Consider the following 16,330-nt stretch of genomic DNA (forward strand, 5'->3'; position numbering starts at 1 on the left):
CCTAGCCGCCGAACAGCAGATACAGCCCGAGGAACGTGTAGCAGACCATCGTCACCATCATGGTGAGCTGTCCGGTCAGCTGATGTCGTCGCGGCAGGAGCCGCAGTGAGGCGTCGTGCGCGGCGGCCACTCCCAGCATGTGTCCGCCGACCACGAACACGACCTTGAGCGTCACCGTGACGGTCGGGTGATCCGACATGATGTACACCGGGTGGGCATCGCTGAGCCACAACAAGTTCCATCCCCGGCCCAGCGGATCGCCCAGGGCCAGGATGGCTTCCTGCCCCTGCTCGACGAGCGACTGCAGATAGTGGGCGAGGATGTAGCCGATGACGATCGGGACGAGTGAGTGTGCCATCAGGCCCGGTAGCCGACGGCGCAGATCGGGTTGCACACCGCCGACGGCGCGTGCCGCCGACCAGAACGTCACCGCGACAACGCCGACGAACACCAGCAGCCCGGCGGTCGAGAGCAGGGTGGCGATCGCCTGGTTGCCGTCGGCTCCGTCGCCACCGGCCTGCTCGGCGACGAAGTCCTGCCACTGGGGGAAGGCCGAGAAGCTGTCGAATGCGGTGGACCCGAGCAGGATTGCGAGCACGGTGACGGTGCCGGGCCGGATCGGCAGGGTGGTCAGCGAGTTCATCGGACTGCGCACGATCACGCGACCGTCGGGGTTCTTCGCGAACGGGGAGAGGCGGGAGGCGACCGTGCTGTAGACCGCGAACGGATCGGCATCCTCGGTCCAGCGAAGCCCGCAGATGATGCCGCCCACGAGGGTGATCGCGAGATAGCAGAGCAGCCAGATCCGCACCGATGAGACCGAATTCGGTTCCGGGGAGGCCAGTTCGAGCCAGACGAAGGCGAAGAGTCCGAACGCAGCCGGCCACCAGCCGAGGCGTCGGGGATAGTCCGTCAGGCCGACGACCCGGGACCCGAAGATCCCGCGCGCGATCCGCAGCACGGTGCGGATCGGTGACAGCAGTCGCCACACCGGGCCGATCAGCACCGACAGCACGATCATGCCCACCCACAGCAGTACGTAGAACGAGCCCGGCAGGGGGTTGTCGTGGGACGGCCCGAACGCGGCCACCACCAGCCACGCGGTGAGTATCAGTGCGGCACCGGCGAGTACCCCACGAAGCCATCGGTTGTCGACGGTCGAGGTCACCCACCCGGGGAGCTCGCGCCCGGCGTCGGATCGCCCGTATCGCGGAGTGCGCCAGGCGAAGGCGATCACCGCGAAGGAGATGGTCAGCGCCCACGCACCGCCGATCAGGACCGCGGTCAGCGGGACGGGCAGGAACTCCGAGCCGCCCAGCCCGTGGGCGAGCAGAGTCTCAGTCGGCCTCGCGGTCGGGGTCATCGGCCTCGTTCCAGGTCGGTGCGTCGGTGGGGTTCTCGGTGCGATCTCCGGTGGAATCCTCGATGGGGTCCTCGTCGTCATCTCCTCGACGACGATCGGCGATCGCGATCGCGATGATGACGCCCACCAGGATGAACGCGGGGATCACCGCGGGCAGCGCCAGTATCAGGGGATGCGTGGCGAGGTGGTGGACCACCGGGTCCGGTGCGGCGGCGATCATTGTTGGGGCTGCAATTCGGGTTTCCGCGCGCCCGAGGTCGCCTCACGGGAGTTGACCCGGCCGGCTCCCCACGACAGCGCGGCGATGAGCAACAGTGAACAGACCAGCACCACCACGGCTGCGGCGCCGAACAGCCACGACGGATAGTCGAAGGTGCGCTCGCGCTGGAGGATCGAGATCTCCGAGACGAACGGTTTCGTCGACGTCTGCTGGGCCGGCTCACCCTCCGCACCGATCGCGGGGTCCGCCGGCAGATACACCGGCACACCGGCCATGGTGGTGCCGTCCTGCACACGCAGGATGGTCTTCCACGACCCCGACACCGGGATCGGTTCGGTGGACCGGAACTGGTTGGGGCCTACCCGCTCGAGCCGGTCGATGACGATGCCGCGATCGTTGTCGACCCCGCCCTGCCAGGACATCAGCGTCACCCACTCGGGGTCACCGCTGATCGCGTCGGCCGGATCGAGGAAAACTTCGGCCGTGACGTTCTGCTCGGCGGCATCGTTCGGTCCGGCGGGGGTCAGGACGACCCGGGCGGTCATGTCGGCGGGTACGGAGACCCGCAGGCCGTTTGCGACCGCCCCGCCTATCACCACCACCGAGAGCACGACGGCGGTGATGCTGATCCAGCGTCGCGGCAGTCGCTCACCGACCGAGACGAGGCCCAGCAGGCCGCCGCACAGACCCGCCACCACGCCGACCGGGACGGCCATCGCCAGCGCTTCGCCCCACATGCCGGTGACCCAGGGGAACGGATATGCCGCGGCGATCCACCAGGATTCGATCCAGAGTCCGATCGTCGCGACCCCCAGGCCCGCCACCGCACCGAAGAGCACGCGGCGCTTGATGAGCGGCGTCAACGCGAGCAACTCGACGACCACGGCCGCGCCGAGGTAGAGGGGGAACACGTTGATCGGCGCGCCGAGCGCCGGCCCGACCACGACCGCGACGACGCCACGCAGCAGGATCGCGAACACCGCTGCGACCAGGGCACTACCCGGCCCGAGGCTGATCCGCGCGGCGACGAGGGCGAACGCACCGGCACCGGCGATCATCATCGGCTGCAGCACGAGCCGGAACTGCTCGACACCGAAGTCGTACTCGATCTGGAAGACCGACATGCCGATCACCAGGCCACCGAACGCCAGGCAGCGGACCAGCCACTGCCCGCGCCCGTCCGGCGGGAGGTCGGGGCCCATCGCGGCCCTGCCCTCGCGGTCGAGGATGACGACCGCGATGAGCGACAGTCCCGCGCCCCCGATCAGCATCAGGTGCGTCGGACCCCAGAGCGTGACGTCCTGACCGAAGATACGGTGCCAGACGTCGTCCAGCGGGAAGCCCACCAGGGCATAGAAGCCGCAGCCCGCCAACAGGATTCCGCCGACCGGCGCGTACCAGTGGCGGGTGATCCGGACGGCCGCGCGGCCGGGCTTGTCGAAGGGCAGGAAGACCGACAGCATGCCGGAGATGAACAGCAGGAACAGGCCCACCAGGATGAAGTAGTGCGCCGGGTTGGCGAGCGGTCCCTCGTCGCGGCCGTCACCGATGTGCAGGCTGACGTCCCAGAGGAAGCCGAACAGGGCGCAGATGATCGTGCTGGTGAACAGGAAGATCGGCAGCGCCGCCCACGGGGGTCGGTTGACGCGGCGCGCCGCCCAGTCGGCCAGGGTGGTCAGCCACGTGATCTTGCGCGTGCGGTGTAGGTATCCGATCCAGAGCAGACCGATCGACACGACTGCGGCTGCCGCGGACATCAGGAACACCTGGTCGAGCGCCGCACCGCCGCCCTCGGCGGCGAGATGGAGTGACGTGCCATCGCTTGTTGTCATGGACGAAGTATGCACATCTTGGTCATGTCCCGGGAGGCGGTCGGTCAAACTCCGACTTTGGGACACGGACGGGTGATGTCGTCGCGACGCGCAGGCGGAAACTAGGTTGTGCACAATTAAGTTGTGCACTACTGTTCTGGAACGTGCCCACCAATCCGGAGCCCCTCGACCGACAGCTCTGTTTCTCGTTGTATGCCGCCACCCGGGCTGTCACCGGCCTCTACCGAGAGGTGCTGTCCGAGTTCGGGCTCACGTTTCCCCAGTACCTCGTGCTGCTCGCCCTCTGGGAACAGGACGGGCTCACCGTGCGGGAACTGGGCGAGCGGCTCCAGCTCGACAGCGGCACGTTGTCGCCGCTACTCCGTCGTCTCGAGCGGGCCGGGTACATCGCCCGCGAACCTTCGGCCGAGGATGCCCGTGTGGTTCATGTCCACCTGACCCGGGAAGGGGATGCGCTGCGTAGCCAGGGCGGCCGGATCCAAGGATGCCTGGTGGACAACCTGGACCTCACCTACGACGAGGCGTCGACCCTGCATGCGCTGGCGCACAAGGTCACCGATCAGGCGCGCGGCCGGCTGCCGCGTAACTGATCAAGGGAGTCAAGTCATCGCCAACCAGTTGAAGGAGACAATCATGAACACCCTCTACACCGCAGAAGCCCTGGCCACCGGCGCGGGGCGCAACGGCCACGTCCGCACCACCGACGGCTTCGTCGACACCGACCTCGCCATTCCGCGCGAGATGGGTGGTGCCGGCGGTGCCGCCAACCCCGAGCTGCTCTTCGCCGCGGGTTATGCCGCCTGCTTCCACTCCGCCCTGCAGGCGGTGGCGCGCGAGGCCAAGGCCACGCTGGGCGATTCGAGCGTCGGTGCCAAGGTCGGCATCGGCGCCGACGAGCAGGGCGGCTTCCAGCTCGCTGTCACTCTCGAGGTCGTCATCCCCGACCTTCCCCAGGACCAGGCGCAGGCTCTCGCCGACCGTGCGCATCAGGTCTGCCCCTACTCCAACGCCACCCGCGGCAACATCGACGTCAACGTCATCGTCGTCGACGACTGATCGAGCCTCGCCGGTAGAGCAGCTCCGCAGGGGGCCGTCAGCGGCAGACGGCTCCCTGCGAAGCGGACGTGACCAGCTTCGAGTACTTCGCCAGGACGCCACGCGTGTACCGGGGTGGCAGGGGAGTGAACTCCTTTGCGCGAGCCTCGAGTTCGGCGTCGTCGACGAGAAGGTCGAGGAGGCCGCGACCCACGTCGAGGCGGATGCGATCCCCGTCGCGGACCAGGGCGATGGGGCCACCGTCGACGGCCTCCGGTGCAACGTGGCCCACGCACAGACCAGTGGTGCCGCCCGAGAACCGGCCGTCGGTCATCAGGAGGACGTCCTTGCCGAGGCCCGCGCCCTTGATGGCGCCGGTGATGGCCAGCATCTCGCGCATCCCCGGTCCGCCCTTGGGGCCTTCGTAGCGGATGACGACGACGTCGCCGGCGGTGATCGTGCCGTCCTCGAGTGCATCCATGGCGGCGCGCTCGCGGTCGAAAACCCGTGCGGTGCCCTCGAATACGTCGGAGTCGAAGCCCGCCGACTTCACCACGGCCCCTTCCGGAGCCAGCGATCCCTTGAGGATGGTGATGCCCCCGGTCGGGTGGATGGGCGACTTGGTGGCGCGCAGGACCTGTCCGTCGGGGTCGGGCGGGGCGATGTGCGCGAGGTTCTCCGCGACCGTCTTGCCGGTCACCGTCAGGCAGTCGCCGTGCAGCAGCCCGGCGTCGAGGAGGGCCTTCATCACCACCGGCACACCACCGATGCGGTCGACGTCGGTCATCACGTGCCGCCCGAACGGTTTGACGTCGGCGAGGTGAGGGACGCGGGCGCCCACGCGGATGAAATCGTCGAGCGACAACTCGACCTCGGCCTCGTTGGCGATGGCGAGCAGGTGGAGCACCGCGTTGGTGGACCCGCCGAACGCCATCACGACGGCGATCGCGTTCTCGAAGGCCTCGCGGGTCATGATGTCGCGCGCGGTGATTCCGCGGCGCAGCATCTCGACGACGGCCACTCCGCTCTGCCGGGCGAACTGGTCCCGTCGCTTGTCCGGAGCCGGGGGAGCAGCGCTGCCGGGTAGGGACATCCCGAGTGCCTCGGCGGCGCTGGCCATCGTGTTGGCCGTGTACATGCCGCCGCACGCACCCTCACCCGGGCAGATGGCGCGTTCGATGGTGTCGACGTCCTCGCGGCTCATGAGCCCGCGGGCGCATGCGCCCACCGCCTCGAAGGCGTCGATGATGGTGACCTGACGTTCTTCGCCGTCGGACAGCGTGGCGTATCCGGGCAGCGTCGACCCGGCGTAGAGGAACACCGACGCGAGATCGAGCCGGGCGGCGGCCATGAGCATGCCGGGCAGGGACTTGTCGCAGCCGGCGAGCAGCACCGAACCGTCGAGCCGTTCGGCACTCATCACGGTTTCCACGCTGTCGGCGATCACCTCGCGGGAGACCAACGAGAAGTGCATGCCCTCGTGACCCATCGAGATGCCGTCGGAGACCGAGATGGTGCCGAATTCGAGGGGATAACCGCCGCCCTCGTGGACGCCGCCCTTGACGGCCTTGGCCAGCCGGTCGAGCGAGAGGTTGCACGGGGTGATCTCGTTCCACGACGACCCCACTCCGATCTGGGGTTTCGCCCAGTCGTCGTCGCCCATGCCCACCGCGCGGAGCATGCCACGGGCGGCGGTCTTCTCCAGGCCGTCCGTGACGTCGCGACTGCGCGGCTTGATGTCGGCTTCGACGCCCGTCTCTGTTCGGTTGGTCATGAACCCACCGTAGTGGCCCGCGAAAGTGATCAGGTTGCGTTTGATCCCGGAGTGCGGGCACAAACGCAACCTGATCTGGTCGGACAGCGGATCTCTAGGCGCGCAGCTCCCGCTTGAGCAGCTTGCCGCTCTGGTTGCGCGGCAGTTCCTCGACGAACTTCACCAGCTTCGGGACCTTGAACGGCGCGAGCTGTTGCTTGACGTGGTCGATCAGCTCGGCCTCGGTGACCGCAGCCTCGGCGCGCAGCACGACGACCGCGGTGATCGCCTCGATCCACTTGTCGTCCGGGGTGCCGATCACCGCGACCTCCGCCACGGCGTCGTGGGTGTAGATCGCATCCTCGACCTCGCGTGAGGCGACGAGGATGCCACCGGTGTTGATGACGTCCTTGATGCGGTCGACGACGGTGACGTAACCCTCCTCGTCGCGCGTGACGAGGTCACCGGAGTGGAACCAGCCGCCCCGGAAGGCCTCGTCGGTCGCGGCCGGGTTGTCCCAGTAGCCCTGGCACAGCTGCGGTGAGCGGTACAGGATCTCACCCGGCTCACCGACGGGTACGTCGTTGCCGTCGGCGTCGACGACGCGGGTCTCGACGAAGAACACCGGCCGGCCGCACGAGGCGGGTCGGGCGTCGTGCTCCTCGGGGCGGAGAACCGTTGCCAGCGGACCGATCTCGGACTGGCCGAAGCAGTTGTAGAAGCCCAGATCGGGGTAGCGCTCGCGGAGGCGCTGCAGGACGGTGACCGGCATGATCGACGCACCGTACTGCGCCTTCCGCAACGACGACAGGTCGCGGGTCTCGAGGTCGGGATGCGCGGCCAGCGGCACCCACACCGTGGGTGCCAGGAACAGCGAACCGATCTTGTATTCCTCGACGAGGCGCAGGATCTCGGGGATGTCCGGTGCCGGCATCAGCCGGACCGTGGCGCCCACCGCCAGATAAGGAACCATGAAGACGTGCATTCCCGCCGAGTGGTAGAGCGGCATACAGATCAGCGGGTTGTCGTCGGAGTCGAGATCCAGGGCGATGATCGACGAGGTGTACTCGTGGATGAGCGCGCGGTGGGTCATCATGGCGCCCTTGGGCTTCGACGTCGTGCCCGAGGTGTAGAGGAACTGGACCAGGTCGGTGTCCTCCACCGCGACGTCCAGTGCGGGCACGTCTCCCGCGGTGGCGATGGCGATCAGCGAATCATCGGCGTCGCGCAGGGGGAGCACGAACTCGGCCGGCACGACGTCGATGACGGCGTCGAGGTTGTCGGTGAGACCCGGGTCGACGAGCACGGCGCGCGCACCGGACTGCTCGAGGAGGTAGCTCAGCTCGCCGCCGCGCAACGCGTAGTTGATCGGCACGTGCACGAGTCCGGCACGCGCCGCGGCGAGGTAGCCGATGACGTAGGCGTGCGAGTTGGTGCCGTAGCCGGCCACGCGATCACCCTTGGCCAGGCCGAGGGAGAGGAGGTGCGCGGCGGCGCGGGTCACCGCGTCGTCGAGTTCGCGGTAGGTGAGGGTGTCGTCGCCGAAATGCAGGGCGGCGCGGTCGGGGAATCTCGCGGCAGTGCGGCGCAGCACTCCGTCGACGGTGTTCGAAGTGGGGGTCATCACCTCATCAGAATGACTGCTGCAATCCCGGCGGTGGCACACACCCCCTGCCGCGTCCGGCACCTGCGCAGGGCGTCTGTCACAGTCGAAGGACAGCACGAATCGGAGATCGACGCGATGGAGATGTGGCCCATGGGAAAAGACCGAGATCGGGATCCCGACGGTCGCGCCCGACAGGCTCGGCCGCGTGACGAACTGGGTCGCCCGCTGCCGTACGGTGCGCCGGGCGTCGAGCCGGTGCCCGAGGAGCCGTTGCCACCGCACGAGACGATCGCATTCGCGTGGCGGCTGCTCGAGGACGGCCGGCCGTTCTCCGCCCACGAGGTGTTCGAGACGCGATGGAAGTCCTGTCCGGCCGAGGAACGTCCCCTGTGGCAGGGGCTCGCCCAGCTCTGCGTGGCGCTGACGCATCATCGACGCGGAAACACTGTCGGTGCCCGACGCCTCTACGATCGGGCGGCCGCGCGACTCGTCGAGTACGAGAACGCCGGCGGAGTGAGGTACGAGATGGATCTGACGGCGATCCGCGACTGCGTGCTCGACGAGATCGACGAGGCCGAACCGACCTGAGGTGGTCCGGCCGAGTGTCATCGCCGGTAGGGCCGAGTTGTCGCACCGGTATGCGAACATATGTTCTATGCGGATCGAGCGGCGGGAGCGGCAGGAGGCAACGATCCTGCATGCCGATCTCGACTCCTTCTACGCATCGGTCGAGCAACGGGACGACCCGACCCTGCGGGGACGCCCCGTGCTGGTGGGCGGAGGAGTTGTGCTGGCCGCGAGCTACGAGGCCAAGGCCAGGGGAGTGCGGTCGCCGATGCCCGGTCACGAGGCTCGGGCGCTCTGCCCTGATGCCGTGGTCGTCCGGCCCCGGTTCGACGCCTACATGGAGGCCAGCCGCGAGGTCTTCAACATCTTCCATGACACCACTCCGGTGGTCGAGGGCATCTCGGTCGACGAGGCATTCCTCGACGTCGGCGGCCTGGGCCGGATCAGCGGGACCCCGCACGACATCGCCTCGACGATCCGGGTTCGAGTGCGTGAGGAGGTCGGCCTGCCGATCACCGTCGGTGGTGCGCGCAGCAAGTTCCTGGCGAAGGTGGCCAGCGCCGTCGGCAAGCCCGACGGTCTGCTGATCGTCGCGCCCGGCACCGAGCTCGCGTTTCTCCATCCCCTGCCGGTGCGTCGGCTGTGGGGCGTCGGGCCGGTGACGGAGTCCAAGCTGCACGACGCCGGAGTCGAGACCGTCGGTCAGCTGGCCGCGATGGGTGAGCGATCGCTACGCGCGGTCGTCGGATCGGGCGCGGGACGGCACCTGTTCGCCCTCTCGATGGCGCAGGACCCGCGTCGGGTCGAGACCGGTAAGCGCCGATCCTCGATCGGTTCGCAACGCGCGCTCGGGCGTCGGCCAAAGTCCGAGGCCGACCTCGAGGCGACCATCGTGGCGATCGTCGAACGCCTCGGTAAGCGGTTGCGGACGGCCGAGAGGGTCTGTCGCACAGTCGTTCTGCGGCTGCGTTTCGATGACTTCGCCCGCGCGACCCGCTCCCGCACCCTCCCTGAGCCCACCGACCGCACCGACCTCATCATGGCGTCGGCGCGTGGCCTCCTCGCCGACGCGATGCCGATCATCCGGGAGCGCGGCTGCACTCTCGTCGGATTGTCGCTGACCAACCTCGACGACCACGACAACATCCAGCTGACCCTGCCGTTCGACACCGATCATGCCGAACAGCTCGACGCCACGATGGATCTTCTGCGTGACCGGTTCGGCCGGGATTCGGTCACCCGCGCCGTGCTGATCGGCCGTCACCACGGCGACGACGCCCCGATGCTCCCCGATTAGGGATTTCGCAGAGGTAGCGCGCGCCAGGTCACCACTTCTTCTACCGATCGTCGATGCCGTCCTCGCCAGGACCATCGACCCCCCAAATCGTGACCTGAGAATGCCACGGCCGGGGTACGTCACAGGCCGCGCGCACTAGAGTGGACGACCATGACCACGCAAGTAGACGCCACCAATCCCGACCTGGTGACGGTCGGTGTGCCGACGCACTGGTACAACCTCGCCGCCGAGCTCGAGACACCGATTCCCCCGCATCTGCATCCCGGCACCAAGGAGCCGGTGGGTCCCGAGGATCTCGCCGCGTTGTTCCCCAGCGGACTCATCGCGCAGGAGGTCTCCTCTGAGGCCTACATCGAGATCCCCGAACCGGTCCGCGAGATCTACCAGATGTGGCGCCCGTCGCCGCTGATCCGCGCACGTCGCTTCGAGCAGGCGCTCAACACCAAGGCGCGCATCTACGTCAAGTACGAGGGCGTCAGCCCGGTCGGCAGCCACAAAACCAATTCCGCTGTCGCGCAGGCCTATTACAACAGCCTCGACGGCGTCACCAAGCTGACGACCGAGACCGGTGCCGGGCAGTGGGGTAGCGCGCTCGCCTTCGCGGGTGCGCAGTTCGGCATCGACGTCGAGGTCTGGCAGGTGCGCGCCTCGTACAGCTCGAAGCCGTATCGTGGCTTCCTGATCCGCACCTACGGCGGCACGATCCACCCGAGCCCCTCGGACCTGACCGAGTCGGGACGGGCGATGCTCGCCAAGGACCCGAACACCACGGGCAGCCTCGGCATGGCGGTCAGTGAGGCGGTCGAGGTCGCCGCTTCCGATCCGGACACCCGCTACGCACTCGGCAGCGTGCTCAACCACGTCGTGCTGCACCAGAGCGTCATCGGCGTGGAGGCCGTCGATCAGCTCAACGCCGTCGAACCCGGCGGAGCGGACATCGTCTTCGGTTGTGCCGGTGGCGGTTCCAATCTCGCGGGACTCTCCTTCCCGTTCCTGCGGGAGAAGCTGCACGGACGGTCGAACCCGCGCGTGGTCGCGGCCGAGCCGGCCGCCTGCCCGTCCATCACCCAGGGTGAGTACCGCTACGACCACGGCGATGTCGCCGGTCTCACGCCGCTGCTCAAGATGCACACGCTCGGAATGGATTTCGTTCCGGATCCGATCCATGCTGGTGGTCTGCGCTACCACGGTATGGCACCGGCGCTGAGCCACACGGTCGAGCTCGGACTCGTTCAGGGCGTTGCGATCACCCAGCACGATGCGTTCAGCGCGGGCGTGCAGTTCGCGCGGACGCAGGGTATCGTCCCGGCCCCGGAGTCGACGCATGCCATCGCCGCGTGTGCCGCCCACGTCGCCGACAGTGACAAGGAAGAGGTCGTGGTCATCGGCCTGTCGGGCCACGGCCAGCTCGATCTTCCCGCCTACGCGGAATTCCTCGACGGCAAATTCTGAGCATGCCCCCGGCGATGCGGACGGTCGGTGTCGACCTGTCCGCATCGCCGGCCAAGACCGCGGTCGCGGTCCTCGACTGGTTCGACGACCGGGCCGAACTGACCGAGCTGGTCGTCGGAGCCGACGACGCCGAGATCCGACGCCTCGTCGACGGTGCGACCCGCATCGGAATCGATTCACCCTTCGGCTGGCCGGATGACTTCGTGGAATTCGTTGTCGCACATCATCACCAAGAGTCGAAACCGGGCCGTCGGCTCGACGATATCGCGAATCGACGTCCGCTGGCGCTGCGTCGTACCGACCTCTGGATCGCCGAGTCGGGGCTGGGTCGACCCCTCAGCGTGTCCGCCGACCAGATCGCCCATGTCGCCTTCCGCTGTGCGGGCCTCCTCGCCGATCTCGGTGTCCGGGACCGCGTCGACGGCTGGGCGGTCGAGGCCTACCCGGCCGGAGCACTCAAACGCTGGGGACTCATCTCACGGGGTTACAAACGCGCCGCCAACCGGACCGTGTTGACCGAGCTCGTCGATGCGCTACGGACGGCGGCGCCGTGGCTGGAACCGGGCGCTCACACAGACCTCATGGTTCGTGACGACGACGCCTTCGACGCCGTCATCACCGCGCTGATCGCCCGCGCCGCAGCGTTGGGGCGGACATCGCTGCCATCAGCGGAAGACCGTGCGGTTGCGTCGCGGGAGGGCTGGATTCATGTCCCGAACGGCGATCTGGGCGGACTCATCCCCGCTGGTTGAGTAGGCGAGGAGCCTGCGACGAGCCGTGCCCCGCTGGTTGAGTAGGCGACGAGCCGTGCCCCGCCGGTTGAGCCGACACCGAGCGCAGCGAGGCGTCGCGTCGAAACCCATCCGCCACCACACCTCACCAAGCAACTCCACGCCGGTTGAGCCGACACCGAGCGAAGCGAGGCGTCGCGTCGAAACCCCGCCGGCCACACCCCACCCGGCCAGCTCAACCAGCAGGACCGCGAGGTTTCGACGCGGTGGCTCGCTGCGCTCGCTACCGGCTCAACCTGCAGGGACGCGAGGTTTCGACGCGGTGGCTCGCTGCGCTCGCTACCGGCTCAACCTGCAGGACGCGAGGTTTCGACGCGGTGGCTCGCTGCGCTCGCTACCGGCTCAACCTGCAGGGACGCGAGGTTTCGACGCGGTGGCTCGCTCGGCTCGCTACCGGCTCAACCTGCAGGACGCGCGGTTTCGACGCGGTGGCTCGCTGCGCTCGCTACCGGCTCAACCTGCAGGGACGCGAGGTTTCGACGCGGTGGCTCGCTGCGCTCGCTACCGGCTCAACCTGCAGGGACGCGAGGTTTCGACGCGGTGGCTCGCTGCGCTCGCTACCGGCTCAACCACCAGTATCGAAACCACCCTCACCGCAACGACTTCCGCATCACCACCCGCGGAAACCCGTCCAGCACAGAGGTGGTGTCGGCCGCCCACTCGAACCCGGCTTTCTCGAACAACCCGCGGGTGCCGACGTAAGCCATCGTGAGATCCACCTTCTTACCGCGATTGTCGAGCGGGTACCCCTCGATGGCCGGCGCCCCGTTCGACCGGGCGAACTCGACAGCGCCCTGGAGGAGCGCGCGCGAGATCCCCTTCTTGCGGTGGCCGGGTCGGACGCGGAGGCACCACGCGGACCACACGGGGAGGTCGTCGACGTGCGGGATCTTACGGTTGCGGGCGAAGGTCGTGTCGGCACGCGGTGAGACCGCCGCCCAACCCACCACTTCTTCGGTGTCGTCGATCGTCTCGTACGCCAGGACTCCGAGTGGAATCCCGCTGTCGCACAACTCCTTCACGAACTCACCGCGCTGTTCGCGGAGCAGGGCCCGATTCTCCGTGCTGGGGATGCGGTAACTCAGGCACCAGCACACGTTGGAGGTCGGTTTCTTGGGCCCGACCATCGTCGCGATGTCGGCGAAGGTCGTTGCGGGCCGGACGTCGATCGTCATGCGTCCCAGCATCACAACCGGCGACGATGTGCCGCAAGAGCCAGATCCTGTACGGATTCAGCGCTGGATGTGTGGAACCGACCGGTACACCGTCCGGTACCAGATGGTGGTGAGGATGTCGATGGCCGTGTCGTCGTCGGGGATGGACCCGACCACACCTCCGCGGACGGCGAGCCAAGACCAGCACGAGGATTCGAGCGTGTTCACGAGCGCCGACGCGAGCGGTTCGAGGGGCAGGCCGATGTGGTACCCGGCCCGTTCCGCGCTGTGCAGTCCCGCCAGCACCTGCTTGATGCCCGACGCACGGTTGGCGTGCCAGCGATCCCGGAACTCGTCGTCGAGCATGGACATCTGGAACAGTCCGATGATCTCGGGCAGGTACTTCTTGTATGTCGTCCAGTAGGCGGTGACGGCCGCACGCACCCCCGCTTCGGGATCCGAGTGTCTCGTGGCGAGAGAACCCTCGACGACTTCGCTGCTGAACTGGTCCAGCAGCGCCTCGAGGAGCTGATCCTTGTTGTCGTAATAGTTGTAGAACGAGCCGGTGGAGCGGCCCGCGGCGGCCGCGATGTCGGAGATCTTGGTGTTCAGGTAGCCCTTGTCGGCGAAACAACGACGCGCTGCGTCGAGAAACGCGGCCTCGGTCTGGCGTCCCTTGTTCGTCGGCGGCACCGAACACTCCTTCCGAGGACTGATTCGTTCATCGAAGCATGTATTTCGCTCCGGTCGGGCAAGGTCGGGATGAACGATGTGGTCCTTGTCATATTCTGAACCTGAATCTAGCATCAGAAAAGTCTGCGCGGGAACCACCGGGAGTTGCTCCCCGGCCAGGCCGCGCCCCGTCTGTCCGCTCTCGATCGCTCACACCAGGAGTCAGCCAGTGGAATCGTTCATCCAGCACCGGAAGGGTCGCACGCCGCGACAGGTCCACCGTGACCTCGAGGACCTCAAAGACGACGAGCTCGGCCGCTACGGATTCACCGGCCGGACGGCGCATCTCTACCGGCGCAACGATCCGACGCAGTTCCGCGCGGTCGGTACCCACACCGGCGTCGACCGCTTCGTCACCGAACTCACCCCGACCGATCAGATCGACCCGTCGGGTGAGCCGCTGCTGATGTTCTACAACGACGACTGCCGGATCTCGCTCAGCCGCCGCAGCCAGGCCGCGCCATTCTGGTTCCGCCCGGTCGACGGCGACGAACTGATCTTCGTCCACGAGGGCACCGGCCACTTCGAGACGGAGTTCGGCCGGCTGTCCTACCGGCCGGGCGACTACGTCTACATCCCCAAGGGATGCACGTACCGGCAAATCCCCGACGACCAGTCGCGGCTGCTCATCATCGAGGCTGTCGACGAATACCGGGTCCCGGAGCCGGGCGTGCTCGGACGGTTTTTCCCCTTCGATTCGTCGCTGGTCGCCGTCCCCGAGGCCGAGGTCTTCGAGGGCGACGGGCGCGAGGAGTACGAGGTTCGGTTCCGCCAGCGCGAGGGGCAGACGACGCTGTTCTATCCGTTCCATCCGCTCGACGTCGAGGGGTGGCGCGGCGATCTGTTCCCGTTCACCTTCAACCTCGAGGACTACGACGTCATCACCTCGGAGTCGGTGCACCTCCCGCCGACCGTGCATCTGTTCATGCAGGCTACGGGCGTGTACGTGATGAACTTCCTGCCGCGTCCCGCCGAGGCCCGCAAGGGCGCCGAACGGCTGCCCTGGTTCCACCGCAACACCGACTTTGACGAGATCGCGTTCTTCCACGGCGGCAGCATGTTCGGCATCGGCATGCCTCCCGGCCTGATCTCGCATGCGCCGCAGGGTATTCACCACGGCATCCCGGAGAAGGCCCGCGAACGGTCGCGCCGGAAGTTCGACGAGTTCGACCGTGTCGAGTGGAAGGTCATCGCGATCGACACGCGTCGTCGTCTCATCGCGACCCCGGTCATGACCGGGTCGGCATCGGCCGAGGTCCAGGAGGAGGCACAGGTATGAGTTCGGCGAACACGTTGCCGCGCCACGAGTACGAGCGCATTCCCTACCTCGTCGTCTTCGACGACACGTCGGCCTACCAGGACACCTACGGCGGCGTCACCGAGAGCGTCGTCCTGGAGAGCTACCTCCTGAAACCGGTGGGCGTGCCGTCGAAGAACGTCATCGTCTTCATGCACCCGATCGGTGGCGGCGCCTATCTGCCGATGACCAATGCGCTGGCCCGCGCGGGTCATCACGTCATCTACTGCAACAGCCGGTATCGCGGCGTCGACAGCGCCCTGATCATGGAGAAGGTCGTCCAGGACCTCGGGGCCTGCGTGAAGGACGCCAAGGAACGGCTCGGCTACGAGAAGGTGATCCTGGCCGGTTGGAGTGGTGGAGGTGCGCTGTCGCTGTACTACCAGCAGCAGGCCCAGCATGCGACGGTCACGGAGACTCCCGCCGGAGAGCCGCCGGATCTCACCCGGCTCGATCTGCCTGCGGCCGACGGCATGATGCTCCTGGCCGCACACGTGTCCCGCCACGGAACGCTGACGGAGTGGATGGATCCGTCGATCCTCGACGAAAACGATCCGGAGAAGCGTGATCCCGAGCTGGATCTCTACAACCCGGCGAACCCGAACCAGCCGCCCTACACCGCGGAGTTCCTGGAGCGGTACCGGGCCGCGCAGATCGATCGCAACCGCCGGATCACCGCGTGGGTCAAGGAGCAACTCGCCGACCTCCGCGGCCGCGGTGAGCCGTTGATGGAACGCGGGTTCATCGTCCACGGCACCATGGCCGACCCGCGGTGGCTCGACCTGTCCGTCGACCCGAGCGACCGTGAACTCGGCTGCTACCTGGGGGATCCACGCATCGTGAACATGGGACCGGTCGGCCTGGCACGGTTCACGACGCTGCGAAGTTGGTTGTCGCAGTGGAGTTATGACGACGCACACGGCGACGGTCCGCGCTGTGCCGCGGATCTCGAGGTCCCGACGCTGGTCATCGGTAACTCGGCCGACAACGCGTGCACACCCAGCCACACCCACCGGCTTTTCGACGCCGTCGGCCACCCCGACAAGACTCTGCACACGATAACCGGTGCGACACACTACTATTCGGGCCGCGATCAGATCCCGCACCTCAAAGAGGCGGTCGGTATCATCACGGGTTGGATGGGTGAGCGGGGCTGGGCCAACTGAGCGCCGGGCACTAAAACCGCCCCCGAAAAGCGCCCCTGATACCGGCCCTCGAAATGCGCCCTCGG

At 67.5% G+C, this 16,330-nt stretch carries 15 protein-coding genes; 8 read left to right on the forward strand and 7 right to left on the reverse strand.

What is annotated here, in order from left to right; all coding sequences use genetic code 11:
- Nucleotide 1: 1 nt before the first annotated feature.
- The 3 genes from NWF34_RS14805 to NWF34_RS14815 are packed head-to-tail and all read right to left on the reverse strand — an operon-like array spanning nucleotide 2 to nucleotide 3,415.
- Nucleotides 2-1,363: a hypothetical protein gene (locus NWF34_RS14805; RefSeq protein ID WP_024499068.1), complete on the reverse strand. Its 1,362-nt coding sequence runs from the start codon at nucleotides 1,361-1,363 to the stop codon at nucleotides 2-4.
- A complete protein-coding gene (locus NWF34_RS14810; protein ID WP_035760547.1) occupies nucleotides 1,338-1,583 on the reverse strand; it encodes a hypothetical protein in 246 nt (81 codons plus the stop codon). Before NWF34_RS14810 ends, NWF34_RS14805 begins: the two co-directional genes overlap by 26 nt.
- Complete coding sequence (locus NWF34_RS14815) at nucleotides 1,580-3,415, reverse strand: hypothetical protein (protein WP_024499070.1); 1,836 nt, start codon at nucleotides 3,413-3,415, stop codon at nucleotides 1,580-1,582. The genes NWF34_RS14810 and NWF34_RS14815 overlap by 4 nt, the downstream gene beginning before the upstream one ends.
- Before the next feature lie 143 nt (nucleotides 3,416-3,558).
- Between NWF34_RS14815 and NWF34_RS14820 the strand changes: the two genes are divergently transcribed.
- Together NWF34_RS14820 and NWF34_RS14825 are read left to right on the forward strand one after the other, a co-directional pair.
- Nucleotides 3,559-4,005 (forward strand): MarR family winged helix-turn-helix transcriptional regulator, encoded by a 447-nt coding sequence (locus NWF34_RS14820; protein WP_024499071.1) that lies wholly within the window; start codon nucleotides 3,559-3,561, stop codon nucleotides 4,003-4,005.
- A 43-nt stretch (nucleotides 4,006-4,048) separates the two neighbouring features.
- Entirely contained in the window at nucleotides 4,049-4,471 is a 423-nt protein-coding gene (locus NWF34_RS14825) for an organic hydroperoxide resistance protein (RefSeq protein WP_024499072.1), read from the forward strand.
- A 37-nt stretch (nucleotides 4,472-4,508) separates the two neighbouring features.
- Here NWF34_RS14825 and ilvD read toward each other — a convergent pair whose 3' ends face one another.
- Both ilvD and NWF34_RS14835 read right to left on the reverse strand, forming a co-directional pair.
- On the reverse strand, nucleotides 4,509-6,224 hold the full coding sequence (gene ilvD / locus NWF34_RS14830; RefSeq protein WP_024499073.1) for a dihydroxy-acid dehydratase: 1,716 nt from the start codon (nucleotides 6,222-6,224) through the stop codon (nucleotides 4,509-4,511).
- Nucleotides 6,225-6,318: 94 nt separating this feature from the next.
- Nucleotides 6,319-7,827: an acyl-CoA synthetase gene (locus NWF34_RS14835; RefSeq protein WP_159404651.1), complete on the reverse strand. Its 1,509-nt coding sequence runs from the start codon at nucleotides 7,825-7,827 to the stop codon at nucleotides 6,319-6,321.
- 132 nt (nucleotides 7,828-7,959) lie between these two features.
- Between NWF34_RS14835 and NWF34_RS14840 the strand changes: the two genes are divergently transcribed.
- The 4 genes from NWF34_RS14840 to NWF34_RS14855 all read left to right on the forward strand — a co-directional run bounded on the left by NWF34_RS14840 (nucleotide 7,960) and on the right by NWF34_RS14855 (nucleotide 11,877).
- A complete protein-coding gene (locus tag NWF34_RS14840; protein ID WP_159404707.1) occupies nucleotides 7,960-8,397 on the forward strand; it encodes a DUF309 domain-containing protein in 438 nt (145 codons plus the stop codon).
- 67 nt (nucleotides 8,398-8,464) lie between these two features.
- Nucleotides 8,465-9,673 carry a DNA polymerase IV gene (dinB, locus tag NWF34_RS14845; RefSeq protein WP_159404652.1) on the forward strand — a complete coding sequence of 403 codons (1,209 nt, stop codon included), beginning with the start codon at nucleotides 8,465-8,467 and terminating at the stop codon, nucleotides 9,671-9,673.
- Nucleotides 9,674-9,823: 150 nt separating this feature from the next.
- Nucleotides 9,824-11,125, forward strand: coding sequence for a TrpB-like pyridoxal phosphate-dependent enzyme (locus NWF34_RS14850; RefSeq protein ID WP_159404653.1), 1,302 nt, complete (start codon nucleotides 9,824-9,826; stop codon nucleotides 11,123-11,125).
- 2 nt (nucleotides 11,126-11,127) lie between these two features.
- Nucleotides 11,128-11,877, forward strand: a complete 750-nt coding sequence (locus NWF34_RS14855; protein ID WP_035760549.1) for a DUF429 domain-containing protein — start codon at nucleotides 11,128-11,130, stop codon at nucleotides 11,875-11,877.
- Nucleotides 11,878-12,506: 629 nt separating this feature from the next.
- On the opposite strand, the gene NWF34_RS14860 is transcribed toward NWF34_RS14855, so the two are convergent.
- Complete coding sequence (locus tag NWF34_RS14860; protein ID WP_024499079.1) at nucleotides 12,507-13,091, reverse strand: GNAT family N-acetyltransferase; 585 nt, start codon at nucleotides 13,089-13,091, stop codon at nucleotides 12,507-12,509.
- Nucleotides 13,092-13,148: 57 nt separating this feature from the next.
- Nucleotides 13,149-13,763 (reverse strand): TetR/AcrR family transcriptional regulator, encoded by a 615-nt coding sequence (locus NWF34_RS14865; protein ID WP_024499080.1) that lies wholly within the window; start codon nucleotides 13,761-13,763, stop codon nucleotides 13,149-13,151.
- A gap of 208 nt (nucleotides 13,764-13,971) precedes the next feature.
- On the opposite strand from NWF34_RS14865, the gene NWF34_RS14870 reads away from it, so the two are divergent.
- Both NWF34_RS14870 and NWF34_RS14875 read left to right on the forward strand, forming a co-directional pair.
- Nucleotides 13,972-15,081, forward strand: coding sequence for a homogentisate 1,2-dioxygenase (locus NWF34_RS14870; protein ID WP_258325390.1), 1,110 nt, complete (start codon nucleotides 13,972-13,974; stop codon nucleotides 15,079-15,081).
- Nucleotides 15,078-16,265, forward strand: coding sequence for an alpha/beta fold hydrolase (locus NWF34_RS14875; RefSeq protein WP_024499082.1), 1,188 nt, complete (start codon nucleotides 15,078-15,080; stop codon nucleotides 16,263-16,265). Before NWF34_RS14870 ends, NWF34_RS14875 begins: the two co-directional genes overlap by 4 nt.
- Nucleotides 16,266-16,330 lie beyond the last annotated feature (65 nt).

This window comes from Gordonia sp. GONU (assembly GCF_024733855.1).
Taxonomy (GTDB): domain Bacteria; phylum Actinomycetota; class Actinomycetes; order Mycobacteriales; family Mycobacteriaceae; genus Gordonia; species Gordonia amicalis.